Annotated in this window: 25 protein-coding genes; 13 read left to right on the top strand and 12 right to left on the bottom strand. The window is 66.3% G+C overall.

Annotated elements, in window-relative coordinates:
• Nucleotides 1–19: 19 nt before the first annotated feature.
• The 6 genes from BKA04_RS01285 (at nucleotide 20) to BKA04_RS01260 (ending at nucleotide 5490) form a co-directional block, all read left to right on the top strand.
• Nucleotides 20–1420, top strand: coding sequence for a dipeptidase (locus tag BKA04_RS01285; protein WP_104094797.1), 1401 nt, complete (start codon nucleotides 20–22; stop codon nucleotides 1418–1420).
• A 36-nt stretch (nucleotides 1421–1456) separates the two neighbouring features.
• The gene (locus tag BKA04_RS01280) at nucleotides 1457–1819 is read left to right on the top strand and encodes a HesB/IscA family protein (RefSeq protein ID WP_104094796.1); all 363 of its coding nucleotides are present in this window, start codon (nucleotides 1457–1459) and stop codon (nucleotides 1817–1819) included.
• Nucleotides 1820–1933: 114 nt separating this feature from the next.
• Nucleotides 1934–2812 (top strand): aa3-type cytochrome oxidase subunit II, encoded by an 879-nt coding sequence (gene ctaC, locus BKA04_RS01275; protein ID WP_232841920.1) that lies wholly within the window; start codon nucleotides 1934–1936, stop codon nucleotides 2810–2812.
• A gap of 11 nt (nucleotides 2813–2823) precedes the next feature.
• Entirely contained in the window at nucleotides 2824–4605 is a 1782-nt protein-coding gene (gene ctaD, locus BKA04_RS01270; RefSeq protein WP_104094794.1) for an aa3-type cytochrome oxidase subunit I, read from the top strand.
• A gap of 2 nt (nucleotides 4606–4607) precedes the next feature.
• A complete protein-coding gene (locus tag BKA04_RS01265) occupies nucleotides 4608–5030 on the top strand; it encodes a cytochrome c oxidase subunit 4 (protein WP_104094793.1) in 423 nt (140 codons plus the stop codon).
• A gap of 73 nt (nucleotides 5031–5103) precedes the next feature.
• Nucleotides 5104–5490: a GNAT family N-acetyltransferase gene (locus BKA04_RS01260; protein WP_232841919.1), complete on the top strand. Its 387-nt coding sequence runs from the start codon at nucleotides 5104–5106 to the stop codon at nucleotides 5488–5490.
• Between the two features lie 82 nt (nucleotides 5491–5572).
• Here the strand turns inward: BKA04_RS01260 and qcrB are convergent, their stop codons facing one another.
• From qcrB to ctaE, 4 genes are read right to left on the bottom strand one after another with little or no spacing between them, the layout of a single operon-like run.
• Nucleotides 5573–7201, bottom strand: coding sequence for a cytochrome bc1 complex cytochrome b subunit (gene qcrB, locus BKA04_RS01255; protein WP_104094791.1), 1629 nt, complete (start codon nucleotides 7199–7201; stop codon nucleotides 5573–5575).
• The gene (gene qcrA, locus BKA04_RS01250; protein ID WP_104094790.1) at nucleotides 7198–8268 is read right to left on the bottom strand and encodes a cytochrome bc1 complex Rieske iron-sulfur subunit; all 1071 of its coding nucleotides are present in this window, start codon (nucleotides 8266–8268) and stop codon (nucleotides 7198–7200) included. The genes qcrB and qcrA overlap by 4 nt, the downstream gene beginning before the upstream one ends.
• 36 nt (nucleotides 8269–8304) lie before the next feature.
• Nucleotides 8305–9111, bottom strand: coding sequence for a cytochrome bc1 complex diheme cytochrome c subunit (qcrC, locus tag BKA04_RS01245; RefSeq protein ID WP_104094789.1), 807 nt, complete (start codon nucleotides 9109–9111; stop codon nucleotides 8305–8307).
• A gap of 15 nt (nucleotides 9112–9126) precedes the next feature.
• Complete coding sequence (gene ctaE, locus BKA04_RS01240) at nucleotides 9127–9765, bottom strand: aa3-type cytochrome oxidase subunit III (RefSeq protein ID WP_104094788.1); 639 nt, start codon at nucleotides 9763–9765, stop codon at nucleotides 9127–9129.
• 69 nt (nucleotides 9766–9834) lie between these two features.
• Here ctaE and trpD point away from each other — a divergent pair, with 69 nt between their 5' ends.
• Complete coding sequence (trpD, locus tag BKA04_RS01235) at nucleotides 9835–10887, top strand: anthranilate phosphoribosyltransferase (RefSeq protein WP_104094787.1); 1053 nt, start codon at nucleotides 9835–9837, stop codon at nucleotides 10885–10887.
• Nucleotides 10888–10908: 21 nt separating this feature from the next.
• Here the strand turns inward: trpD and BKA04_RS01230 are convergent, their stop codons facing one another.
• Both BKA04_RS01230 and BKA04_RS01225 read right to left on the bottom strand, forming a co-directional pair.
• Nucleotides 10909–12006 (bottom strand): DNA glycosylase AlkZ-like family protein, encoded by a 1098-nt coding sequence (locus BKA04_RS01230; protein WP_104094786.1) that lies wholly within the window; start codon nucleotides 12004–12006, stop codon nucleotides 10909–10911.
• 25 nt (nucleotides 12007–12031) lie between these two features.
• Nucleotides 12032–13321: an alpha-hydroxy-acid oxidizing protein gene (locus BKA04_RS01225; RefSeq protein WP_104094785.1), complete on the bottom strand. Its 1290-nt coding sequence runs from the start codon at nucleotides 13319–13321 to the stop codon at nucleotides 12032–12034.
• A gap of 152 nt (nucleotides 13322–13473) precedes the next feature.
• Here BKA04_RS01225 and BKA04_RS01220 point away from each other — a divergent pair, with 152 nt between their 5' ends.
• Nucleotides 13474–13806 carry a hypothetical protein gene (locus BKA04_RS01220; RefSeq protein ID WP_134542207.1) on the top strand — a complete coding sequence of 111 codons (333 nt, stop codon included), beginning with the start codon at nucleotides 13474–13476 and terminating at the stop codon, nucleotides 13804–13806.
• Nucleotides 13793–14374 (top strand): carboxymuconolactone decarboxylase family protein, encoded by a 582-nt coding sequence (locus BKA04_RS01215; protein WP_198413280.1) that lies wholly within the window; start codon nucleotides 13793–13795, stop codon nucleotides 14372–14374. Before BKA04_RS01220 ends, BKA04_RS01215 begins: the two co-directional genes overlap by 14 nt.
• Before the next feature lie 245 nt (nucleotides 14375–14619).
• Here BKA04_RS01215 and BKA04_RS01210 read toward each other — a convergent pair whose 3' ends face one another.
• Together BKA04_RS01210 and BKA04_RS01205 are read right to left on the bottom strand one after the other, a co-directional pair.
• Entirely contained in the window at nucleotides 14620–16617 is a 1998-nt protein-coding gene (locus BKA04_RS01210) for a S9 family peptidase (RefSeq protein WP_104094783.1), read from the bottom strand.
• A gap of 20 nt (nucleotides 16618–16637) precedes the next feature.
• Nucleotides 16638–17402 (bottom strand): SDR family oxidoreductase, encoded by a 765-nt coding sequence (locus BKA04_RS01205; RefSeq protein WP_104094782.1) that lies wholly within the window; start codon nucleotides 17400–17402, stop codon nucleotides 16638–16640.
• A 70-nt stretch (nucleotides 17403–17472) separates the two neighbouring features.
• Here BKA04_RS01205 and BKA04_RS01200 point away from each other — a divergent pair, with 70 nt between their 5' ends.
• The 4 genes from BKA04_RS01200 to BKA04_RS01185 all read left to right on the top strand — a co-directional run bounded on the left by BKA04_RS01200 (nucleotide 17473) and on the right by BKA04_RS01185 (nucleotide 20106).
• Entirely contained in the window at nucleotides 17473–17958 is a 486-nt protein-coding gene (locus BKA04_RS01200; protein WP_232841918.1) for an NfeD family protein, read from the top strand.
• Nucleotides 17955–18857: an SPFH domain-containing protein gene (locus BKA04_RS01195; RefSeq protein WP_104094781.1), complete on the top strand. Its 903-nt coding sequence runs from the start codon at nucleotides 17955–17957 to the stop codon at nucleotides 18855–18857. Before BKA04_RS01200 ends, BKA04_RS01195 begins: the two co-directional genes overlap by 4 nt.
• Nucleotides 18858–18900: 43 nt before the next feature.
• Nucleotides 18901–19620: a glycerophosphodiester phosphodiesterase gene (locus BKA04_RS01190; RefSeq protein ID WP_333473425.1), complete on the top strand. Its 720-nt coding sequence runs from the start codon at nucleotides 18901–18903 to the stop codon at nucleotides 19618–19620.
• Between the two features lie 120 nt (nucleotides 19621–19740).
• The gene (locus BKA04_RS01185; RefSeq protein ID WP_104094779.1) at nucleotides 19741–20106 is read left to right on the top strand and encodes an RNA polymerase-binding protein RbpA; all 366 of its coding nucleotides are present in this window, start codon (nucleotides 19741–19743) and stop codon (nucleotides 20104–20106) included.
• A gap of 4 nt (nucleotides 20107–20110) precedes the next feature.
• Here the strand turns inward: BKA04_RS01185 and BKA04_RS01180 are convergent, their stop codons facing one another.
• The 4 genes from BKA04_RS01180 to tatC are packed head-to-tail and all read right to left on the bottom strand — an operon-like array spanning nucleotide 20111 to nucleotide 25538.
• Nucleotides 20111–20830 (bottom strand): polyprenol monophosphomannose synthase, encoded by a 720-nt coding sequence (locus BKA04_RS01180; protein WP_104094778.1) that lies wholly within the window; start codon nucleotides 20828–20830, stop codon nucleotides 20111–20113.
• Nucleotides 20823–22394, bottom strand: a complete 1572-nt coding sequence (gene lnt, locus BKA04_RS01175; RefSeq protein WP_104094777.1) for an apolipoprotein N-acyltransferase — start codon at nucleotides 22392–22394, stop codon at nucleotides 20823–20825. Before lnt ends, BKA04_RS01180 begins: the two co-directional genes overlap by 8 nt.
• A gap of 4 nt (nucleotides 22395–22398) precedes the next feature.
• Entirely contained in the window at nucleotides 22399–24783 is a 2385-nt protein-coding gene (locus BKA04_RS01170; RefSeq protein ID WP_232841916.1) for a DEAD/DEAH box helicase, read from the bottom strand.
• The gene (gene tatC / locus BKA04_RS01165; RefSeq protein ID WP_104096552.1) at nucleotides 24780–25538 is read right to left on the bottom strand and encodes a twin-arginine translocase subunit TatC; all 759 of its coding nucleotides are present in this window, start codon (nucleotides 25536–25538) and stop codon (nucleotides 24780–24782) included. Before tatC ends, BKA04_RS01170 begins: the two co-directional genes overlap by 4 nt.
• Nucleotides 25539–25578 lie beyond the last annotated feature (40 nt).

Genomic DNA, 25578 nt, shown 5'->3' with positions numbered 1-25578 from the left:
TGCGGTTAAGATTACCTGCATGACCTCTTCCCCCGACGACTCCGCCTCCCTCGCCGCCATCGCCGACTCCGTGACGGCGGGACTTCCGGCCGCGTTGGCCGAACTGGGCGATCTCGTCCGCATCCCCTCCGTGTCGTGGGCGGCGTTCGATCCGGAGCAGGTGCAGCGCAGCGCCACGGCGGTCGCCGGCCTCGTCGAGGGTCTCGGAGTATTCGACTCCGTCCGGATCTCCCAGGCCAGGATCGGCGACACCGACGCGCTCGGCCAGCCGGCAGTGCTCGCGACGCGCACCGCGAAGAACGGCCGGCCCACCATCCTGCTCTACGCGCACCACGACGTGCAGCCCCCAGGCAAGGACGAGGACTGGGAGTCCCCGCCGTTCGAGCCCACCGTGCGCGGCGACCGCCTCTACGGGCGTGGCGCCGCCGACGACAAGGCGGGTGTCATGGCCCACATCGCCGCGATCCGCGCCCTCGTGGATACTGCGGGAGCCGACTTCGACCTGGGCCTCGTCCTGTTCTTCGAGGGGGAGGAGGAGTTCGGGTCCCGCTCGTTCAAGAACTTCCTCCTGCAGCACCGCGACAACCTCTCCGCCGACGTCATCGTCGTGGCCGACTCGGACAACTGGGACGTCGACACGCCCGCGCTCACGATCGCCCTGCGCGGGAACGTGACCTTCCGGCTGACGGTGAGCACGCTCGACCACGCATCCCACTCCGGGATGTTCGGGGGAGCGGCTCCGGATGCGATGCTCGCCATGATCCGCCTGCTCGCCACGCTGCACGACGAGGTGGGCAGCGTCGCGGTGGACGGGCTCACGAGCTCTGAGGGCAAGACCCCGCACTATCCGGAGTCGCAGCTCGTGAAGGAGGCGGCATTCCTCGACGGCGTGAGCGCGATCGGAACAGGAAGCATCCCGAGCCGGCTGTGGTTCCAGCCGTCCATCACCGTCACGGGCATCGACGCACCGACGGTCGCGAACGCGTCCAACACCCTGCTGCCCTCCGTGACCGTGCGGGTGAGCGCCCGCATCGCGCCGGGACAGTCCGCGAGCGATGCCTTCGACGCGCTCGAGCGGCACGTGCGCGCCAACGCGCCATTCGGGGCGACGGTCACGATCGACGATGTCGATCGTGGAGAGCCGTTCCTGGTCGACACGAGCGGCTGGGCGGTGGAAGCGGCGAAGTCCGCGATGGCGGCGGCCTGGGGCGTCGAGCCGGTCGAAACGGGAATAGGCGGATCGATTCCGTTCATCTCCGACCTCGTCGAACTGTTCCCCGATGCGCAGATCCTCGTCACAGGAGTCGAAGACCCCGATTCACGGGCGCACAGCCCGAACGAGTCTCTTCACCTCGGCGTATTCCGACGCGCGGTCCTCACCGAGGCCGTGCTGCTGTCGCAACTGAATTCGCGAGGGTGAAGCGCATACACTGGAACAAGAACGAAGGAGCAGGACATGTCTGAGACGACAGCAGTCGCGACCGAGACGCCGACGCATGGTGTCACCCTGACGCTCACCGCGTCTGAGAAGGTGCGCACCCTGTGCGAGCAGGAGGGCAGGGACGACCTGCGCCTCCGCGTGGCGGTCCAGCCGGGTGGATGCTCCGGCCTCATCTACCAGCTCTACTTCGACGAGCGACTGCTCGACGGCGATTCCACGGCCGAGTTCGACGGCGTCGAGGTCGTCGTCGACAAGATGAGCGTTCCGTACCTCGATGGCGCCACGATCGACTTCGAGGACACCATCCAGAAGCAGGGCTTCACCATCGATAACCCGAACGCCGGCGGAAGTTGTGCCTGCGGTGACTCCTTCCACTAGGGTTTAGGCCGTCTTTCGCCGGTTTTCGGCATGGCAGGGCGCGTCCTTCAGAGTAGGCTGGGAGCGTTCAATAGACTGTCCATGTCAGTCTCCGCGTCATCCGAGAGGTCTCCAGTGCGTTCTCCTCGTCGTCTTCGGTGGATAGCCATCCCGGTCGCCCTCGGCGTTGCCCTGGCGCTGGCCGGCTGCACCCAAACCCAGCTTCGGGGTTTCCTCCCCGGCGAACCCGGCATCACGAACCACACCGATGACATCACGGGCCTCTGGGTCACGAGCTGGATCATCCTCCTGGCGATCGGCCTTCTCGTCTGGGGCCTCATCATCTGGACGGCGGTCGTCTACCGCCGCCGCAAGGGACAGACCGGCCTCCCGGTGCAATTGCGCTACAACATGCCGATCGAGATCTTCTACACGATCGTTCCGCTCATCCTCGTCCTCGGGTTCTTCGCCTTCACCGCGCGCGACCAGGCCAACATCGAACAGCCGACGGCGAATCCGGATGTGCAGATCCAGGTGTTCGGCAAGCGCTGGTCGTGGGACTTCAACTACCTCAATGTCGGCCCGGACGGCAAGGGCGTCTACACGCAGGGCATCCAGGCCCAGGAGATCGACACCCCGCCCTACATCGACGAAAGCAAACTTCCGATCCTCTACCTTCCGGTGGGCAAGACCGTCGCCCTCGACATCGAGAGCCGCGATGTCGTCCACTCCTTCTGGGTTCCCGACTTCCTGTACAAGAAGGACATGATCCCCGGCAAGTCGAACCACATCTACTTCACACCGCTGAAAATCGGCGAATACATGGGCAAGTGCGCCGAACTGTGCGGCGAATACCACTCGCTCATGCTGTTCAAGGTCCGCGTCGTGTCCGAAAGCGACTACAACGCCTACATCCAAAGCCTCGCGGACAAGGGACAGACGGGCGCTCTCGGCCCCGAGTACAACACGAACACCAACCAGCCGGGCACGCAAGCCCCGACCGGCAACGAGTAGGGCACGCAACAATGAGCACATCGACAGCACCGCGCACCTCAGCTCCCAGCACCTCGGCTCCGCAGAAACCGGGGCAGCCGCGCCGTGGCAGCGGTCAGGACTTCGGAGCATCGAAGGTGGGATCCAAGGGTGACCTCATCGTCGACTGGATCACGACGACCGACCACAAGAAGATCGGGTACCTCTACCTGATCACGTCGTTCATCTACTTCTGCCTCGGCGGAGTCATGGCACTCGTGATCCGCGCCCAGCTCTTCGAACCCGGTCTCGAGCTCCTGCAGACCAAGGACCAGTACAACCAGCTCTTCACGATGCACGGCACGATCATGCTGCTCATGTTCGCGACGCCGCTCTTCGCCGGGTTCGTGAATGTGATCATGCCGCTGCAGATCGGGGCGCCGGATGTCGCGTTCCCACGCCTGAACGCGTTCGCATACTGGCTCTACAGCTTCGGCAGCCTCATCGCCGTGGCCGGCTTCCTCACGCCGCAGGGCGCGGCATCCTTCGGCTGGTTCGCTTACGCGCCACTGTCGGAGACGACGTTCTCCCCGGGCGCCGGAGGGAACCTCTGGGTGTTCGGTCTTGCGCTCAGCGGGTTCGGCACGATCCTCGGCGCGGTGAACTTCATCACCACGATCATCACGATGCGCGCACCCGGCATGACGATGTTCCGGATGCCGATCTTCACCTGGAACGCGATGGTGACGTCCATCCTCGTTCTCATGGCGTTCCCGCCGCTGGCCGCGGCGCTGCTCGGCCTTGGCATGGACCGGGTGCTCGGCGGTCACATCTACAACGTCGAGGCCGGGGGAGCGATCCTCTGGCAGCACCTGTTCTGGTTCTTCGGACATCCGGAGGTCTACATCATCGCGCTGCCGTTCTTCGGCATCGTGTCAGAGGTGTTCCCTGTCTTCAGCCGGAAGCCCGTCTTCGGCTATAAGACCCTCGTCGGGGCCACTGTCGCGATCGCCGCCCTCTCGGTCACGGTCTGGGCGCACCACATGTACGTCACCGGCTCCGTGCTGCTGCCCTTCTTCTCGCTCATGACGATGCTCATCGCCGTCCCCACCGGAGTGAAGATCTTCAACTGGGTCGGGACGATGTGGCGAGGCTCGATCACATTCGAGGCCGCCATGCTGTGGGCCATCGGATTCCTCGTGACGTTCACCTTCGGCGGGCTCACGGGCGTCATCCTGGCGTCCCCGCCTCTGGACTTCCACGTGTCGGACACCTACTTCGTCGTCGCGCACTTCCACTACGTCGTCTTCGGCACCGTCGTGTTCGCGATGTTCAGCGGGTTCTACTTCTGGTGGCCGAAGTGGACGGGCAAGATGCTCAACGAGCGGCTCGGAAAAGTGCACTTCTGGCTGCTGTTCCTCGGGTTCCACACGACCTTCCTGGTGCAGCACTGGCTCGGCGTCATGGGGATGCCGCGGCGGTACGCGACCTACCAGCCGGAGGACGGCTTCACCTGGATGAACCAGTTGTCGACGATGGGTGCGATGCTGCTCGGCATCTCGATGATCCCCTTCCTCTACAACGTGTACATCACGGCACGCAGGGCGCCGCGCGTGACCGTCAACGACCCGTGGGGGTACGGGCGATCGCTCGAGTGGGCGACATCCTGCCCCCCGCCTCGCCACAACTTCACCTCGATTCCCCGCATCCGTTCCGAGTCGCCGGCGTTCGACCTGAACCACCCCGAGGCGGCGCCGGTCCAGTACGGTATCGGGCCCGGTAAGGATGCCCCGGATGCACCGGTCATGGATCTCAGTGACGAGAAGGTGAAGTAGCCGTGAAAACCAACACCCATCTGTTCTGGATCCTGACGGCGTTCTTCTGGGGGGCGTCGGCGCTGTACACGGTGTGGAGCCTGCTGGACTCCTTCCACGGCTACGTGGAGTGGGTGGGCACGCTCGCCCTTGCGCTGTGTGGTGCCCTGTTCGCCCTCATCGCCTTCTTCCTCGGCCGGGCGCACTCTGCGCAGGGCGGCGAACTTCCCGAGGACATCCAGACAGCGGATATCGATGACGGGGACACCGAGGTCGGCTTCTACAGCCCGTGGAGCTGGTGGCCGATGATGGTGGCTGCGGGTGCAGCGCTCGTCTTCCTCGGGGTCGCCATCGGCGAGTGGATCGCCTTCATCGGCGCCGCACTCGCGTTCGTGTGCATCGTGGGCTGGGTCTTCGAGTACTACCGCGGATACTTTGGTCGCTGATCCGGTCGCCGGTTCCCACGCTGCTGCCGGATCTCCGGCAGTGCGAAGAGCGAGGCTCGAGGACGGACCGACGGTGTTCGGCCTCCTCGCGCAGCTGGGGGAACAGTACACGCCGAACCGCCAGGTGTTCGACGCGGCGTTTCGGGATGCCGTCCACCAGTCGGATGATCACATCCTCTTCGTGGTCGACGATGGAGATCGCGTGGTCGGCTACGCCCTCGCCACGATCGCGCGACTGTTCTACACGAACGGGGATTCGGCCCAACTGCAGGAGCTCGTGGTGGAGGAGCAGTCACGTGCCCGCGGTATCGGGAGCCAGCTCGTGGCAGCGATCGAGGCGGAGTGCCTGGACAGGGGGGTTCGCCAGCTCACCGTCGCCACACTCAAGAGTGCTGCATTCTACGAACGGCTCGACTACCGCTCCACGGCGGACTTCCTGAAGAAGCGCTTCGACGAGTAGCGCGCTGGAGTCTGAAGGGTTGACCATGTCCGGTCGCCACCGCGACGCCAGTGCCGATGCCCGTTCCGGGCGGCGGCCCCTCCTAGTGGTGGCCTTCGCCCGACTCCAGCTCCGCACGCGTCGCCGGTGAGATCCTGTCCTCGAAGAACCACCGGGACAGCACCGCACGAACGCGCTGCACGGGGCTGATCCTGCCCCGGGCATCCGGACGGATCATGAGCGGCTTGTAGTCGACGTAGTCGACGAGACGCCAACGCTCATAGTCGTCGAGCGGCTGGTGCACCTCGTGGTACTCGCCACCCGGGAGTCTGATCATGCGACCGGACTCGTATCCGTGCAGAGCGATCTCACGATCCTTCTTCTGGAGCGCGAGGCACACCCGCTTGGCGATGAGGTACGCGATGATCGGGCCCAGGATCAAGAGCGCCTGCAGGGAGTGCGTGACGGCCTCGATCGTGAGGTGGAAGTGCGTGGCGAGGATGTCCGACGCGGCTGCTGCCCACAGGACGGCATAGAACGTGACTCCCGCGGCGCCGATCGCGGTGCGGGTCGGCGCATTGCGCGGTCGCTCGGTGATGTGGTGCTCACGCTTGTCGCCGGTGATCCACGCCTCCAGGAACGGATAGATCGCCACGAGCACGATGAACAGGCCGAGAACGATCAGCGGCAGGATGATGTTGAACGACCAGGTGTGGCCCCACAGGACGAATTCGAGGCCTGGCGGAACGAGACGGAGGCCACCGTCGGCGAATCCGATGTACCAGTCCGGCTGGGTTCCTGCAGAGATGGGGGACGGGTCGTATGGGCCGTAGTTCCAGATCGGGTTGATCGTGAAGAACGACGAGATGAGGACGATCACACCGAAGACGACGAAGAAGAATCCGCCGGCCTTCGCCGCGAAGTTCGGCATGATCGGCACACCGACGACATTGTCGTTCGTGCGCCCGGGTCCCGCGTACTGGGTGTGCTTGTTGATGACCATGAGCAACAGGTGCAGGCCGAGAGCCGCGACGAGGATCGCCGGCAGAAGGAGGATGTGCAGCGAGTAGAGGCGGGGGACGATCGCCGTGCCGGGGAACTCGCCGCCGAACAGCAGGTAGGAGATCCAGGTACCGGCGAGCGGGATGCCCTTGACCATTCCGTCGATGATGCGAAGGCCGTTGCCGGAGAGGAGGTCGTCGGGGAGCGAGTAGCCGGTGAAGCCTTCGCCCATCGCGAGGATGAAGAGAACGAATCCGATGACCCAGTTGAGCTCACGAGGCTTCTTGAACGACCCGTTGAAGAACACCCGCAGCATGTGGAGCCCGATGGCCGCGACGAACAGCAGTGCCGCCCAGTGGTGCACCTGGCGCATGAGCAGGCCGCCGCGGATGTCGAAGGAGATGTCGAGGGTCGATGCGTATGCGGCCGACATCTCGATTCCCTTGAGACCGACATACGAGCCCTCGTAGTGCACCTGGGTCATGGTCGGTTCGAAGAAGAACGTGAGGAACGTGCCGGACAGCAGGATCGCGATGAAACTGTAGAGCGCGACCTCACCGAGCATGAAGGACCAGTGGTCCGGGAAGATCTTGCGCCCGAGCTCCTTGGTGATGCCGGAGATGCTCGTACGCTCATCGAGATAGTTCGCGACGGCGCCGGTGAATCGCGATCCACGCGTCGGCGCGGCGACGGGAGACTTCGTCGTTGTCGTATCCTGCGCGGTGGTCATGAACGCTCCCAGAAGCTCGGGCCGACGGGTTCGTGGAATCCGCTGCGGGCGACGAGATAGCCCTGGGCGTCCACGGTGATGGGAAGTTGGGGAAGAGGCCGCTTGGCTGGGCCGAAGATGACCTTCGCCTCGTGGCTGATGTCGAACTGCGACTGGTGGCACGGGCACAGCAGATGGTGCGTGTGCTGCTCTGCCAGCGCGACGGGGCATCCGACGTGCGTGCAGATCTTGGAGTACGCGACGATTCCCTGGTAGTTCCAGTCCGCGCGCTCCGGCGAGACGTGCAGGTCCTCCGGCTTCAGCCTCATGAGGAGGACGGCGGCCTTGGCCTTCTGTTCGAGGAAGTCCTCACGGCCGGCGAGATTCTCGGGAATGATCTGGAAGACGGAGCCGAGCGTGACCTCCGACGCCTTGACCGGGGTGTTGGCCGGGTCCCGCATGAGACGGACGTCCTTTTCCCAGAGTGTCTCCTTGAGGAGGGCGACCGGGTCGGCAGCGGGGGCGAGGTCGCGGAACATGACGACGGCGGGAAGCGGAGAGACGACGAGCGCTCCGATGAGGCTGTTGCGGATGAGCGAGCGCCGCCCGAATCCCGACTCCTCATTGCCGAGCGTGAAGACCTCGACGGCGGCGGCCCTGGTGTCCTCGGAACCGCGGGTCGGGTGACGGTGCTCCTCCCACTCGCCATCCTTCATGAGGTTCTTGGCCCAGTAGATCGCTCCGAGGCCGATCGCGAGCAGGGCGACCGAGATCCCGACGCCCAGCAGCATGTTGTTGACGCGCACCGACGAGAGGTCGCCGGGGACGATCGGGAAGATGATGTACGCCACGATGGCGAAGACGCTACCGACGATGGAGAACAGGAAGAGCAGGCCGACGCGGCGCTCCGCGGTCTTGTCCTTCCTCGGGTCCAAATCGGTGGCCCGAGGGGAGTGCGGGGGCATTCCAGGGTTCTCGAAGGCGCCGCCGGTCGTGGCGACCGCCGTACCGGTGGAGACCGTACGCGGCGAGACGGCTTCGAGTTCTGAGCCGGCAGCGGTGGCCTTGTCACCGTCATGCTGAGCCATTGCGTTCCCTTCGAACTGTTTCAGTAGTGTGCGACGTCAGTTGGGGCGAGCGGTGATCCAGATCGTCACTCCGACGATCGCGCCCAGGCCGAAGATCCAGATGAACAGGCCCTCGGATACCGGGCCGAGTCCGCCGAGGTCGACTCCTCCCGGCGATGCGTGCTGGTTCTGGAACTTCAGGAAGCTGATGATGTCCGCCTTGTCCTGCGGGCTCAGGTTGCTGTCGCTGAACACGGGCATGTTCTGCGGTCCGGTGACCATCGCCTCGTAGATGTGCCGCGCTTCGACGCCCTTGAGCGACGGTGCGAACTTGCCCTCGGTGAGGGCGCCACCTGCGCCGGCCACGTTGTGGCACATGGCGCAGTTGGTGCGGAAGAGCTGGCCGCCGAGGGCGACGTCGGCGTCGCCGGCGAGGTACTTCTCGTCGGGAACCGCCGGGCCGGGTGCGAGACTCGCGATGTATGCCGCGACATCATCGATCTGCTCCTGCGTGAACTGGAGCGGCTTCTGGGCCCCCTGCGGTCCCTGGTAGGCGAGGGGCATGCGCCCTGTGCCCATCTGGAAGTCGACGGATGCCGCCCCGACGCCGTACAGGCTCGGGCCGTCCTTCGTGCCGGACGCGGTCATCCCGTGGCAGGTCGCGCAGTTGGCGGCGAAGATCTTCTGTCCCTCGTTCACCGACTGCTGGGTCGCGACGCTCGTCTCCGCGGACGCCGTTGTCGTCATGAGCGCGTAGGCGCCACCCGTCGACAAGAGGCCGATCGTGATGAGGGCGATGGATGCGAGCGGGTGACGACGTCCGGTCTGGCGACCGCGAGCGTCAGTCGAAGTGTGAGTGCGCATGGTGTTCCAGGGTTCCTATTTGAGTACGTAGATGACCAGGAACAGCCCGATCCAGACCACGTCGACGAAGTGCCAGTAGTACGAGACGACGATGGCGCTCATCGCCTCTTTGTGGGTGAAGGTCTTGACGGAGAACGCGCGGCCGATCACGAGGATGAACGCGACGAGTCCGCCGATCACGTGCAGACCGTGGAACCCCGTGGTGATGTAGAAGGCGGATCCGTACGAGTTCGAGGAGATGCTGATGTGCTCTGCGACGAGGTTCGCGTACTCGAAGATCTGCCCGATGACGAACACGGCGCCCATGGCGTAAGTGAGGAAGAACCACTCCACCATGCCCCACTGCGTGGGTTTCCACCCTGTTGCTCGCGCCTGGAGCCGCTCGGCCGCGAAGACGCCGAACTGGCAGGTGAAGGACGAGAGCACGAGGATCGTCGTGTTGCCCAGCGCATACCAGACGTCGAGCTTCGAGGTTTCGAAGGCCCAGAGTCCTGCCGAGGTCGAACGCAGCGTGAAGTAGATCGCGAACAGGCCGGCGAAGAACATGACTTCGCTGCCGAGCCACACGATCGTTCCCACAGCCACGACACTCGGGCGATTGACGACTGGGGCGCCGACAGTGTGCGAGAGAGAGGTGCTGGTCACGGTTTCCATTATGGCCGATATCGAGCGCGACTTCGCCATTCCGGCTCGCCAGTCCGGGCAAAAGATAGGATCTTTCCTGTGTCTATCGCTCCGACCTGGCCCCAACTGCTCACAACACTGCTCGAAGGCAGGAATCTGTCCATCAGCGACGCGTCGTGGGCGATGCGCCAGATCATGGCCGGAGAGGCCTCGCCTGCGCAGCTCGCCGGGTTCCTCGTCGCACTGAAGTCCAAGGGGGAGACGGTCAACGAGGTCGTCGGATTCCGGGATGCCGTGCTCGAGAATGCCAGGCCTCTCGCTCTCAATCCGATGGCGATCGACATCGTCGGAACCGGCGGCGATCGGTTCGGCACCGTCAACGTCTCCACCATGGCGTCGATCGTCGCTGCAGCATCCGGAGCACCCGTGATCAAGCACGGCAACCGGGCGGCGAGCTCGGCGGCGGGCTCATCGGATGTCCTGGGTGCTCTCGGCATCCGACTCGATCTCCAGGAGGAGGCGATCGCGAGGGTCTTCACCGAGACCGGGATCACCTTCGCCTACGCAGCGCACTTCCACCCGGGATTCCGGCATGCGGGAGGCGTGCGCAGCGAACTCGGCATCCCCACGGTCTTCAACTTCCTCGGGCCGCTGTGCAACCCTGCGCGCTGTGAGGCCAACGCGGTCGGCGTCGCGGACCTCTCCAAGGTTCCGTTGTTCGTCGGCGTCTTCCAGACGAGGGGTGCGACAGCGCTCGTGTTCCGTGGCGACGACGGTCTCGACGAGCTCACGACGACTGGCCACAGCCACATCTGGGAGGTCTCCCGCGGTGCCGTGACGGAGCACGACCTCGACCCGGCGGAACTCGGCATCCCCCGCGCAGACCTCTCCGACCTCGTGGGCGGCGACCCCGAGCACAACGCGGCCATCGCGCGCAGAGTGCTCGCGGGCGACGGGGGCCCGGTGCGCGACATCGTGCTGCTCAATGCGGCTGCGGGGCTCGTCTCCTACGATCTCGCCCGCAACCCGGCTGAGGTGCAGGTGCCCATCGTCGAACGATTCCGGGCGAAACTCGGCATCGCGGCGGGCGCGATCGACTCCGGCGCGGCGGAACGCAAGCTGGACGAGTGGGTCGCGGCGACGAATCGCTGACCCTGTCGCCGACCCTGCTCGTCAGGGGCCGACGCGCTCCAGCCCGAGCCAGGCGGCCAGGGCGTCGAGCTCTGCACCGACGGCATCCTTCGTCCCGCCGTCGAAGGGGACGTCTTCGTGGATGGCGTTCACGGTGAGGAGGCCGGACGTTCGGTCGGCCTTCGCATCGACCTTGCCGACGAGCTCGTCGTCGTGGAGCACCGGAAGCGCGAAGTAGCCCCACCGCCGCCGGGCCGCCGGCTTGTACATCTCCAGGATGTATTCGAAGTCGAAGAGTTGCTTCGCTCGCAACCGGTCGTAGCTCAGGCGATCGAAGGGGGAGAGCAGTGCCGTGCGTCCCATGACCGGGTCGCTCTCGAGCGACTCGAGCGCTGCAGGGTCGACGCGCCAGGTGCCAGGCACACCCTCGACGACGGCCTCGTCGCCCACCTCCCCGACGTGGATCGGTTCGATCGGCTGCTCTGGCGCAGTGACCCTCGCGATCCCGAGCGCGGCCAGCCGACGTTCGGCGCGGATGCGGAGGGCCTCTGCTGCGGGGATCGCCACGGCATCCGCTGGGTAGACGCGCTCCGCGAGGTCCCAGTATCGTTCGCGGCCCCTCCGGTGGGAGATCGCTGCCTCACCGCGGATCGCCAGGAGCTCGAGCAGCTGCGTCGTGTTGCGGTTGTCGGTCCACCCGGTGGATGTCCACGGCACTGCAGCGGTGTCGGGGATGTCGCGGGACGCGAGCGGTCCGGCATCCTTCAGGCGCGCGAGCACGTCGCGGTGAAATGACCGGTTCGCCGCGAGCCACTCCCGTGCTCGCGCGCGTTGCGGCGCGGCGAGCATTCCGGCGAGGAAGAGCGGCAGGTCCTCCATGGGGCGGATGAGGGCATCCAGCTCGAACAGGGTCCTGTCCACCTCGAGTGCCCTGGTGAGGTCCTGCGGGCGGTAGTCGTTCCCGAGTCTGCTCCACGCGACGAGGTCGGCGTTGGGGGCGATGGCTGCCGTGGGGTCCACCTGCAGGAGGGTGAGCTGCTTCACGAGGGGGACGATGCCCGACGGTCGACGCGCGGTGAGCGCCTGACCGCGAACCGCGAGACGCCGGGCAGTGCGAGGGTCGAGACGATGTACGGTCACGGGCACGACAATACGCGCGGGCGAGTCAAGGTCGTTCGCCGAGGCTGTCGCGCGAGAGTTCCGCAATGCTCGTGTGTCCGCTCAGCCCGAGCGCGATGTCGAACTCCGCCACGAGGTTGCGGAGGACTTCGCGGACCCCGGCGGACCCCGCGATGGCGAGCCCGTAGACCCATGGACGGCCGACGAGCACTGCGGCCGCGCCGAGCGCCAGCGCCTTGAGGATGTCGCTGCCGCCTCGGATGCCGCTGTCGAAGAGCACCGGCATCCGGCCCCCGACGATGTCGACGATCGCGGGCAGGACATCGAGTGAGCCGATGGCGCCGTCGATCTGCCGGCCGCCGTGGTTCGAGACGACGATGCCGTCGACACCCGCGGCCAGTGCGCGCCGAGCGTCATCCGGATGCTGGATGCCCTTGAGCACGATGGGAAGGCTCGTGTGCTTGCGTGCGAACGCGAGTTCGTCCCACGTGAGCGATGGGCGGGAGAAGACGTCGAGGAAGGTCTCGACCGCCACGCGCGGTTCACCGGAGCGCAGGTTCTCGACCATCCGGCCCGGGTAGTGGCGGGTCATGTCGAGAAGCGTCTTCACGGCACGCGGCGTGACGCGGGGTCTCGGACCGTCGGAGGGCATCGCGGCGCGCTCGCGCACGATGGCGCGGAAGACCGGATCGCTCGTGTACTGCGCGATGCCGATGCCGTGGATGAAGGGCAGGTAGGCGAGGTCGAGGTCCCTGGGCCGCCAGCCGAGAGTGTGCGTGTCGAGCGTGATGACGATGGCTTGCGCGCCTGCGCCCTCAGCCCGCCGGAGGAGGCTCGCAACGAGGTCGTCCGAGCTGCTCCAATAGAGCTGGAACCACCGGGGCGAGTCGCCCATGATGGCGGCGGTCTCTTCCATGGTCTTCGAGGCCTGATTGGAGAATATGTAAGGAATACCCAACTCAGCTGACGCCCGGGCGACAGCGAGATCCGCATCCGGATGTACGAGTCCGAGGGCTCCGACGGGTGCGGCGATGACGGGGGAGGGGTAGTGGTGGCCGAGGAGGTCGATTCCGAGATCGCGGACGGCGACGTTGCGGAGCACTCGGGGGACGATCCGCCATCGGTCGAGTGCCGCCCGGTTCGCGGCGGCCGTCGTCTCGGAGCCGCTCGAGCCCGCGACGTAGGCCCAGGCCTCGGGGGACATGGCGGCGTGCGCTGCGTTGTACAGCGCCTGCGCGCTGGTGGGCACGACTGGTCGGTGGCCGCTCGCGCCGTCACGGTAGATGGTCGATTGGGTCTCGCGTCCGAAGCCGGTCGCGGATCGTTCCTGCGTCATTGTCAGTCTCCCGTCATGGAGCGAACGTGATGTGCATCGTATCGTTCTCGGCCACATTGGAGGTCGCCGTCGGTGGTTCGGAACTGCGTGGTGAAACCCATCGCGGCCGGCAGTTTTGCCCAACCATTCCTGTGCGGCGTACCGTGGGGCCCATGGCAACGGAGTCGAGTCACTCGGTGCTTGCAGGCCGCTTGCGGCGTCGCGTCGTTGAGACCGGTGTGATCAGCGCCGAGCTGCGCGAAGGGGCCATGCACGCGGGTGGAGCGGAGCACGACGATCTCGGGGCGCCATATGACGTCCTGGCGCGAACGATCGGAACGGCGTCCCATCGGGTGACCGATGCTCAGGTGAGTGCCGTGCGAGAGGCATCCGGATCGGATCGGGCCACGTTCGAGATCGTCATGTCCGCCAGTGTGGGAGCCGGGCTGAAACGGTGGGACGCTGCGGCTCGAGCGATCCGGGAGGCTGAGGATGCGGCTCGCTGAGGTCGAGCGCGGCGACACGCTCGCGCATCGCATCCTGATTCGGATGATCTCACTGTTCGCCGGATATCGGTTGCCGGATGCCGCTCGGGTCGCGTTCTACGACCAAGAATTCGTCGGGCCGATCTTGGGGGAGTGGACCCAGAAGACGATGCGGGGGCCGAGTTCATGGTCGGTGTCAGAACGTGAGCTGATGGCGGCGATGGTCGCGTCCTGGAGTACCTGCCCGTTCTGCATCGGCGCACACCGCGCGATCGCGGTGCGGGGGATGGAGCCGACGGAGGCCGATGCCGTTCTCGCGGACTATCGCACCGCACCGATCAGTGACCGCCTCCGTGCCGCACTGGTCTTCCTCGATCGGATGACCAGGGAACCCGACCAGCTCTCGGCGGACGACGTTCGAGCGGCCCTGGACGCCGGGCTCACCACCGAAGAACTGGAGGACGCCGCGGCCGTTGCGGCGCTGTTCAACATCATCGCGCGCAACGCCAACGCCCTGGACTTCGAGATCCCCAGCGCCAGGGACTTCGACAGCGCTGCCGGCATGCTGCTGCGCCGCGGCTACGCCTGACTACGGAAGGGGCGCGAGGGCGCGCTGCACTGCGCTGCGAAGATCGCGGTGGCGTTCCGCCGCGCCCAGGCGGTGCGCGAACTCATGGATGATCCGGACGCCTGATCCTCCGGCGAAGTGAGTGTAGGAGGCCGTCCATTCGTCGCCCATTCAGTCGGTCTCGTCCGACTAATCTGACATAATGTGCCTTATCAGATATCGTGGTGCGGATCGGCCGGCCACCCCAGCGCGCACGACGCCGAGACTCACGATGCCCTCACCGGCAGGTGGCGCTCCCACCAGTCCAGGACGGCGTCGAAACGCTGCACTCGGTGCCTCGGACGGCCGCTGCGACTCAGCTCGTGGTTCTCTCCGGGGAAAATGAGCATTTCTGCGTCAACGCCCTGCCGCTTCAACGCCAGGTAGTACCGCTGGCCCTGGGACAGCGGGCATCGGAGGTCATTCTCGGAGTGCAGCACGAGCGTGGGAGTCGTGACCTGGTGCACGAAGGCCTGCGGGCTCTGCGCCCGGATCTGCGCCGCGTCGGCGCCGGTGTACTCGTCGCTGAAGAAGTCTCCGATGTCCGAGGTACCGACGAAGACCTCGGGGTCGAGATAGCCGCGCTCGACGATCGCCGCGGTGAACCGGTGATCCTGCGAGATCGTCCAGGCGGTCAGGTATCCGCCGTACGAGCCGCCCATGATCCCGAGGCGGTCCTTGTCGAACGCCGGATTCGCTTCGAGCGCGCCGTCCAGGAAGTCGAGGACGTCGGTGAAGTCGACCGTCCCCATCCGGTGCCGGATGGCGCGGCCGAACTCCTCGCCGTAGCCTGCTGCGCCCCTCGGGTTGCACATGACGACCGCGTATCCCGCGTCGACATAGATTTGCGTCTCGTCGAAGAATGCCGCGGTGTATTGCGTGAACGGGCCGCCGTGGATATTGAGCAGGACGGGGTGCGGCCCGGCACCCTTCGGCGCCAGCACCCAGCCGTGGATGGGCGTTCCATCCCTGGCCGGCACTGTGAGCTCCACGATCGGCGCCACGCCGCTCCCCCGCAGACCTGCCGAGAAATCGGTGAGCGCCGTGATCCCGGATGTGCCCACGACACCGATGTCGCCTTTCGTCTTCGCGTCCGAGTAGGAGACGACAACAGCGTCGCCCGCCACATCGAATCCGCCGATGACGACGTGCCCGCCGACGATCGTGTGGAGCTTTCCGTCGGTCGACACCGACACGAGTTCGACGTCGCCGCGAGTGCGGTGGAGTGCGAGAACGTCCCCCGACGCGCACACGAGCAGTTCGCCGGCGCCCTCGGAGAGGTCGATCGACTCGGGGTCGGTGAGCCGTTCTGCCGGCCCTCCGCCCAAGCGGTAGAGCGCACCGTTGCGCCCGACGAAATCACGCCCGCGCTCCCCCAGGTCGCTCCCGACGAAGTAGACGGTGCCATCCGGCGCATAGGCGAACCCGTCGATTCCGTACTTGCCGTGAGACCCGGTCAGGGCGACCGGTTCGGCATCCGGGTCCTCGATCGACACCTCGTAGATGTTGTTCGCGAGGTCGACGTCGCGGTCGTCGTGGCGGGCCGAGACGAATCCGACGCGAACTCCGTCCACGGAGAACCGAAGGTAACCGTCATCGAAGTCGCCCGTCGTGATCTGCCGCGACTCCGGTACCCCGGAAGGCTGTTCCGGTGTCGGCTCGTCGGCCGACGGCGCTCTCGTGTAGCTGGGCTCTGCCGCCGGATCCGGCGCCTCGACGAGGAAGATGTGGTTCCGGCGGTCGGTCGTATACCCGAGCCCGTTCGACTGGTATTTGCGGGTCACGATCTTCCGGGGTGGCTCTGCTCCGGCCCCGAGATCCTTGACCGTTCCGTATCGCCCCTCCTCCGCGACGCGTGCCGTGTATGCGAGCTTCGAGCTGTCCGGAGACCATTCGAAGGAGCTCACCCCGAGCTTCTGGTTCGTCGCCGCGCTCGGCTCTCCCCCGGCCGCGGAGACCACCTGGAGCTGTGGCGGGTTCTCTCCGTCCGACCGCAGGAACGCGATGCGCGTGCCGTCCGGACTGAATCGCGGCGAACCGTCGCTGAATCCACGGGTGATCCTCACCGGAGCCGATGTGCCGTCGAGCGCGACGCGCCAGAGTTGCCCGACGTAGGCATCCGCGTCGAGATTCGGACTGGATGTCGCGAACACCGCCCACGTGCCGTCGGGGTGGATGGTGGGTCGGGACACGCTCGTCAGGAGCAGGAGATCGGTCGGCTTCACCCCATCACTCTACGTTCGCCTCAGTCGTGAGTGAAGCCGCCGATGTCTCCGATGTACCGTGTGTGATCGGCGGGGACCGGTTCCACGACGGCCCGCGCCACCTCGGCCGCGAACTCCGCGACGTTGTACAGCCGGCCTGCCGCCTCCTTACGCGCGCTGATCGCCCCGGGATTCGCGCGCTCGAGGAGCGTCGCCGTGATCGTCCCTTCGATCATGTCCCCGGAGACGACGACGAACTCGATGCCGAGCTCATCCAGCTGTGGGATCATCTCGCGCAGCGCATCCTCCCCCGCCCGCTTGCTCAGGGCTACCGGTTCGTACTCCGGCATGGTGGGAACGGTGCGGATGAAGTGAGCCTGGTGACTCGTCACGAACACGACGCGCGATCCCCTGGCCAGGAGCGGAAGCGCGGCCGTCACGAGGTTCACCTGGGCATCGCGGTTGAGGCGCAGCGCATAGTCCTCACCCATCCCGGCCTCCATGCCGCCTGACGCGTTCAGGACCAGGATGTCGAGCCCGCCCCACCGCTCACGAATGGTCTCGAACATGGCCGCGACCGAGGACGCATCCGTGAGGTCGGCCCCCACGGCGATCGCCGTCGCACCGGATGCCTCGAGCTTCTCGACGAGCTGGAGCGCCCGCTTCTCCTTGTTGCGGAAGTTCACGACGACGCGTGCTCCCGCTTCGGCGAGATAACCGACGGTGTCGGCGCCGATCCCCCGCGACGAACCCGTGACGAGTGCTCGTCTACCGTCGAGTGAATGGGCGTTCAGAAGTGTGCTCACCCCCAGACCCTAGCAACACCATCATGCTAGTTTCAGTAGTAACACGACACAGGAGAGGTACTGGATCACAGTGGAATTCCTCAACGATTACGCGTGGATCATCTGGCTCGGCCTCATCCTGTTGTTCCTCATCGTTGAGATGGCCACCCTCGAGTTCACATTCCTCATGATCGCCCTCGGCAGCCTCGGCGGCCTGGTCTCCGGCCTGCTCGGCGTTCCGTGGTGGGGTCAGGTCGTCATCGCCGCGATCCTCGCGCTTCTGCTGCTGCTCGCCGTTCGGCCCCCTCTGCTTCGCCGGCTCAAGCGCGGCGGCGATCCGTCCAAGACCCTCGTCGAGGCCCTGGTCGGCATGGAAGGCACCGTCGTGCGCGATTTCGTGGACGGCCAGGGACAGGTGAAACTCTCCGTCGGAGAGACCTGGACGGCCAGGATCGAATCGGCGCATACGTCGCAACTGGAAGTCGGCGACCGGGTCAGAGTGACCTCGATCGAGGGGGCCACCGCGATGGTCGCCCCCGTGAAAGCCACCGAATCGAAGAAAGAGGGCATCCAGTGAACGATTTCGGCACCATTCTCCTCGTGCTGCTGATCGCGGTTGTCGCGATCTTCGTGCTCACGATCCTGTTCCGTGCCATCCGGATCATCCCCCAGGCGAGGGCCGGCGTCGTCGAGCGGCTCGGCAAGTACCACAAGACCCTCATGCCGGGCCTCAACGTCGTGATCCCGCTCATCGACCGGGTGCGCCCGCTGATCGACATGCGCGAGCAGGTCGTGTCCTTTCCGCCGCAGCCGGTCATCACGGAGGACAACCTCGTCGTGTCGATCGACACGGTCGTGTTCTTCCAGGTCACGGATGCTCGAGCGGCGACGTATGAGATCGCCAACTATCTCGGTGCTGTCGAGCAGCTCACGACGACGACACTGCGTAACGTCGTCGGCGGGCTGAACCTCGAAGAGGCCCTCACCTCGCGCGACACCATCAACGGAAAGCTCCGCGTCGTGCTGGACGAGTCGACCGGCAAGTGGGGCATCCGGGTCGGCCGTGTGGAGCTGAAGGCGATCGACCCGCCCATCTCCATCCAGGACTCGATGGAGAAGCAGATGCGCGCCGAGCGCGACCGGCGGGCCGTCATTCTCACGGCGGAGGGTACGAAGCAATCCCAGATCCTCGAGGCGGAGGGTGCGCGGCAGGCCGCGATCCTCAAGGCCGAGGGTGACGCGAAGGCCGCCGTGCTCCGAGCCGAGGGTGAAGGGCAGGCCATCACGACCGTCTTCAAGGCGATTCACGACGGCGACCCCGACCCGAAGCTTCTCGCATACCAGTACCTGCTGACCCTTCCGAAGATCGCCGAGGGTGATGCGAGCAAGCTGTGGATCATCCCCTCGGAGTTCACGGAGGCGCTCAAGGGGATCACCGGCGGATTCCTGGGCAGCAAGGGTGAACACGGCGCGTAACGGCGCTTCGGGGGGAGGTTATCTCCACACTCCCCCGCCTCGTGTGCTCGCGCACAGGGGGCTCGCCACCGAGGCGCCAGAGAACACCCTCCTCGCGTTCGCGAAGGCGCTCGCTGTCGGTGTCACGCACATCGAGACCGACGTGCACGAGAGTTCGGACGGTGTCGCCGTCATCAGCCACGATGACACCCTCGACAGGATCGCCGGCCGCGCAGTCAGGGTGGACCAGCTGACCTCGGTCGAACTGCGCCGCGTCGACCTGGGCGCAGGACAGGGATTCGCGACGCTCTCGGAGGCGATCGACGCGTTCCCGGATGCGCGGTTCAACATCGACATCAAGTCTGCCGGCGCGGTCGAACCGACGATCGCGGCGATCCGGTCCCTCAACGCGATCGATCGGGTTCTCGTCACCTCGTTCAGCGACGCACGACGTCGCGCAGCCGTGAAGGGCCTGCCCGGGGTGGCGACCTCGGCATCCTTCGGCACCATGGCGAAGGTCCTCCTCGCCTCGAGGCTGCGCTGGCGGCGGCGTGCTCGCGCACTGCTCGCCTCGGTCGACGCCGTGCAGCTTCCCGAGCGGTGGAAGGGTGTGCAGGTCGTCACTCCCCCGCTCATCCGGATGGCCAGAGCGGCCGGCACCGAGGTGCACGTGTGGACGATCAACGAGCCGGATGACATGGTCCGGCTGCTGGATCTCGGCGTCGACGGAATCGTCACCGACCGAGCGGATCTCGCGATCGACATCGTGCGTTCCCGGCGGTAGCGCTGTACCCCGATTCACGAAGTCTGGGAACCCGCTGTGAAAGGTGTCCGGCGGAAAGGTTATGCCCAGCTTGGTGGTTTATAACTTGTGACAGACGCGTACGGAAAAGGGGTCGAGACCATGGCGGATCGCAGCTTGCGGGGAATGCGCTTGGGCGCACAGAGCCTTCAGAGCGAAGAGGGCGTGACGTTCTCGCCACGGCGTCGGAGCACCTATCAGCTCGATGACGGCTCCACCTTCGAGGTCACCTTCTCCGCCGACGCCGAGATCCCGACCCTGTGGGAGTCCCCCAAGAGCGGTCGCGAGGGTCACCTACTCGGTGAGAACGGCAAGCCGGTGCCGCTGGACCAGGTCGAGGCGCGTATTCCGCGCAGTCACTGGGACATGCTTCTCGAGCGCCGCACGCGCGATGAACTCCAGGAACTGCTCGATGAGCGTCTCGCCTACCTTCGTGCCCGCCGCGGGGAGCACAAGATAGGGGCCTAGTCCCCTACCGGCGCGTCCTGCGCCCGGTGATCCCCCACACGGTGACGCGTGCGAGCGCCTCGATCACGATGCCGATGTGCATCTTCGACCTGCCCGCTGCGCGCTCGACGAACGTGATGGGGTGCTCGACGACGAGGAGACCCCTGCGTTCGACGAGCCAGGCGAGCTCGATCTGGAAGCAGTACCCCTGCGATGCCACCGCGCTGAGGTCGAGACTTCGCAGGGTCTCCACCCGGAACACCCGGAAACCGGATGTGAGATCCCGGATTCTGGACCCGAGGACTGCCCGCGCATAAGAGTTCCCGATGCGTGAGATCATCCGCCTCGCCCACGGCCAGTTCAGTACAGAGCCCCCTGGAACCCATCGCGAGCCGAGGACGAGGCTCGCACCGTTGCGCGCGTCCCGCACCATGGCGGGAAGGTCGGCGGGGTCGTGCGAGCCGTCCGCGTCGATCTCGACGATGTAGTGATACCCGCGTTCCATCGCGTAGTGGAACCCCGTGAGGTATGCGCGCCCGAGTCCGTCCTTTCGGGCGCGGTGGACGACGCCCACCACGGGGTCGTCCGACGCCAGCCGGTCGGCGAGCTCCCCCGTGCCATCCGGGCTGGAGTCGTCGATGATGAGGACGTCGGCGCCGGGCACTCTCTGGCGCACTCGCCCGACGAGGGCGGCGAGGCTGTCCCGCTCGTTGTAGGTCGGGATGATGACGAGGGTGTCAGCCATGTCGCTTCCCCCTCCGGGCCCCGGATGGCGGCAACCCGGCGAGCAGTCCGGCGATGAGCGCGGCGATCGCGAATCCGCCCACGGCCCAGTCGGCGTCCGCGCCGATCACCGTGGCGGGTGTGACGGCGGAGCTCAAGGGCACGTCCTCGACCATCGACCCGGGGGTGAACGTCGGGAGGCGGGAGATCGTGCTGCCATCCGGGGCCATGATCGCGCTCACCCCGACGGTCGATACCTGGACGACGCTGCGACCGGTCTCGATCGCCCGCAGTCTGGCGATCGCCAGTTGCTGCACGTTCTCATCCGTGTGGCCGAAGTCGGCGTTGTTCGTGGGAGCGAGGATGACGCGGGCACCATCCGACATCATCTGGCGGATGAGCGAGTCGTCGACGATGTCGAAGCAGATGGCCAGGCCGGCCTTGACACCGTCGATGTCGAAGATGTTGTCGCGGGTGCCGATCGTGTAGTCGCGCGGGACCAGGTCGAGCATCGCCGGCGCAAGGGGGTACCAGAAGCTGCGATCGGGGATGTACTCGGCGAACGGGACGGGGTGGATCTTGTCGTACTGGTCGACGGCTCCCCTGCCGGCCTCCCACAACAGGAGCGAGTTGAAGGTATGGCCGTGCGCGTCTTCGGTGATCGTGCCGGTGACGAGCGGCGCGCGCATTCCCTCGGTGATGTAGTCGAGCGCCCTGGCGGCATCCGGATGGGTCAGCGGATTGAGGTCGGATGCGTTCTCCGGCCAGACGACGACGTCGACGGGAGTGCCGAAGAGCGGAACCGTCCCGGTGATGTGGTCGTTGAGCGTCTGTCCTGGCACACGGTGCGCGAACAGGCCGGCATCCGAGTTGCCCTGCACTGCTGCGACGCGGAACGTCCCGTCGGTCACGGTCGGCCAGGCGGGGATCGCGAGGACGATGACCACCGAGGCCGATGCGACGATTCCCCGCAGTGGTATGCGAAGGCCGGACTCTCGGATGGCCTGGACGAGGATCACGCTCAGCCAGGCGAGGAGGAAGCTCAGACCGGATGCCCCCAGCCACGCGACGAGCGGACCGAACGGGCTCTCCGATTGCGAGAATGCGAGCCTGCCCCAGGAGAAACCGCCATAGGGCCAGTTGCTCGTGATCGACTCCCGGAGGCTCCACACGGCCCCGAGCACGGCGGGCAGGAGAACGAGTCTGCCCCGCCGGCCGGGCCAGAGCCTCGGGATGACCCGCCAGGCCAGGGCGAGCAGCATGGCGCCGAGCGCGAAGAACACGGTCTGCAGGCCGGCGAGGGCGAGCCAGGGCACCGGGCCGAGGTAGATCGTGAGCCAGAAGATGTGGGTGCCCCAGAAGGAGAATCCTCCCAGCAGTCCGAGCAGGAAGGCCGTCCCGAGCCTCCGACCCCTGACCGACCAGATCATGAGGCCGGTACCGGCGAAGACGAGCGGCCACCAGCCCAGGGCGGGGAACGCCGCGGCCGTGATGGGCCCGGATGCCGCCGAGGCGGCCGCCGCGAGCCAGACCGGTGCGGCGGGCGCCGGCGCGAGGTCGAGGAAGCGCTTCGTGATCGGGGTCATGGGGTCACGCCACACTCGAGTATGCGACGATCCCTCGCCGGATGGCGTCGAGGGCGCTTCTGGCGAGTCCGCCGATGGGCGCGTCGGCGACGGTGGACAGCTGGTCCAGGAGATCGATCGCCTGCTTCGTGATGCGGACGAAGTCGCCCGCGGCCAGGTCGGCCTCCTCGAGCACCCGATCCAGGGTGCTTCCCTGCGCCCAGCGGCTCATCGCAAGCGAGATGCCCGCAGAGATGGGCTCGCTACCCGGCAGCTTGTTCGCCCGCTCGAGGTCGTCGAGGGTGCTCCACAGAGTCGTCGTCCTCTCCAGCGCGGCACGGAACCCTCCTCGCGGGAGCTGGCGATCCGAATACTGTCCGTCGTCCCGCCGGGGCTCGTAGACGAGCGCGGCGGCCATCGCCGCGAGGCCGGCGGCATCGAGTCCGTTCCACGCGCCGGCCCGAAGGCATTCTGCGACGAGGAGATCGCGTTCACCGTAGATCTTTCGGAGGGTGCGGCCCGGCGCGGCGACCGTGAGCTCCCCGCCGGCATCCTGATTCAGGTAGCCGAGTTCGAGGAGCACGTCCGCGACGCGATCGAAGATCCGCGAGATGGCGCCCGTGCGACTGGTGATCTGCCGCCGAAGCTCATCCGTGCTGCGCGTGAGGCTCCACCAGCGCTCCGCCCACCTCGCGTGCGCCTCGCGGTCGCTGCAGCCGTGGCAGGGATGCCGTCTCATCGCCGTGCGCAGTTCCGTGAGCCTCTTCTGGCGTCGATCCCGCTCCGATCGGCTGGAGGCCTCTGCTCGCCCTGCTCCCTTGCGCTCGAGGTCGGTGAGCTCTCGCCGGATGCCCGAATACTCGCGGAAGTCGCCCAGGTGGCAGGTCATCGCCTTCTCGTAGCCCGCGAGGGACTCCTCCTGCCCGCGAACCTTGCGGGCCAGGTCCACGACACCACGGTCGGCCTGGAACTGGGCGAACGACGTCTCGAGGATCTCCCTCGTACGCTGGCGTCCGAACTGGGCGATCAGGTTCACCGCCATGTTGTAGCTCGGGCTGAAGCTGGAGTTGAGCGGGTAGGTGCGGCGCGAGGCGAGCGACGCCACGGCCTGCGGATCGAGCCCGTCCTGCCACTGGATGACGGAGTGCCCCTCGACGTCGATGCCCCGCCGGCCCGCGCGCCCGGTGAGCTGGGTGTACTCCCCCGGCGTGATCGGCACGCGTGCCTCACCGTTGAACTTCTCGAGCTTCTCGAGCACGACGGTGCGTGCCGGCATGTTGATGCCGAGGGCAAGGGTCTCCGTGGCGAACACGACCTTGAGGAGCTTCCTGCGGAACAGGTCCTCGACGACCTCCTTGAACGCGGGAAGCATCCCGGCGTGGTGGGCCGCGACACCCCGTTCGAGCCCGCCGAGCCACTCCCAATAGCCGAGAACGGCGAGATCGCCATCCGGGATCGTGCGACAGCGCTCCTCGACGATCGCGCGGATCTCGTCGCGCTCCGCGACGGTGGTGAGCCGCACTCCGGAGCGCAGCACCTGGCTGACGGCCGAATCGCAGCCCACCCGGCTGAAGATGAAGAAGATCGCCGGCAACAGGTTCCGGTCTTCGAGCAGTCGGATGACGGCGGAACGATCGAGCTTGAACTCCTGCGGGCGCCCGCCTCGGGAGTGGTATCGGCCGACATCCTTCATCTGGCGCGCGTTGAGGGTCCGTCCGCCGTACCGGGCCATCTGGACGAGCTCCGGGTTGACCCGGTGGTCGGACGTGCCGCGCGCCGAGCCCGTCCTCGTGTCGAACAGGTCCACGAGCTTGTTGCGCATGAGGATGTGCTGGTCGAGCGGCACCGGCCGCTCCTCCGAGACGATCACGGCGGTGTCACCGCGAACGGTCTGCAACCAGTCGCCGAACTCCTCCGCGTTGGACACCGTCGCGCTGAGGGAGACGAGGCGGACATCCCTCGGAAGGTGGATGATCACCTCTTCCCACACGGCGCCACGGAACCGGTCGGCCAGGTAATGCACCTCGTCCATGATGACGAACCCGAGATCCGGCAGGAGGTCGGAGTCGGCGTAGAGCATGTTGCGGAGCACCTCGGTCGTCATGACGACGATCCGAGCCCGCGAATTGATGTTGGTGTCGCCGGTGAGGAGTCCGACGTCATCGGCGCCGTAGGCCGCGACGAACTCCTGGTACTTCTGGTTGCTCAGCGCCTTCATCGGCGCCGTGTAGAAGACCTTCGTCGAGGTCGAGTGCATGGCGAGGTAGACCGCGAATTCGGCGACGACGGTCTTGCCCGCTCCGGTCGGCGCCGCCACGAGCACGCTCCTGCCTTCCCCGAGCGCAGTGCAGGCGCTCACCTGGAAGGGGTCGAGCTCGAACCCGAGCCCGCGCCGGAACCCGTCGATCACGCGATGCTCGGGGTGCCGAGGTCCGAATCCAGCCGCTTCGCCCGTTTCGCTGCCACGGCGTCGTGCCAGTACGCGACTCCGACCGCCACGAAGTAGAGGAACACCATCGGTATCGCGAGCAGGAACATGGAGAACGGGTCCGCGGCGGGCGTCGCGATCGCGGTGAACAGTGTGATCGTGAGGATCGCGATGCGCCATCCCTTGAGGATCGTGCGGCCGGAAAGCACACCGACGAAGTTCAACAGGACGAGGAAGACCGGAAGCACGAAGGCGACGCCGACGGCGAGGATGAGCTTGAGGACGAACCCGAGATAGTCCTTCGCCTCGATGAAGCTCGCATCCTCCGGTGGGACGAACGAGTTCAGCAGGATGACGATGTGCGGTACGACGAACCATCCCGCTGCGCACCCGGCGAGGAAGAGCGGTATGGCCGTGAACACGAATCCGAAGGTGTAGCGCTTCTCCCTGCCGGTCAGGCCGGGGACGAGGAATGCGAAGAGCTGGTAGAGCCAGATCGGGCTCGACACGAGGATGCCCACGTAGATCGCGATCTGCATGTGCACGTCGAACGCGGTTGTGATGCCCTGGTAATTCAGAACCGCATTGCGGGATTCGGCGATGATCTCGATAGGAGCCCTGAGTCCGTCCCACACCCAGGGATAGACGATCCAGCCGACGACGGCTCCGAGCACGACGCCGATGGCGGACCGGAACAGTCTCTTCCGAAGCTCAATGAGGTGCTGGCCGAGCGACATCCGGCGATCGCGGTTCGCGCCTCGCTTCTCACGGGCGGCC

Source organism: Terrimesophilobacter mesophilus (assembly GCF_014200375.1).
Taxonomy (GTDB): domain Bacteria; phylum Actinomycetota; class Actinomycetes; order Actinomycetales; family Microbacteriaceae; genus Terrimesophilobacter; species Terrimesophilobacter mesophilus.
The sequence above is the reverse complement of the archived record's forward strand: the minus strand, read 5'-3'. Positions and strand labels throughout refer to the sequence as shown.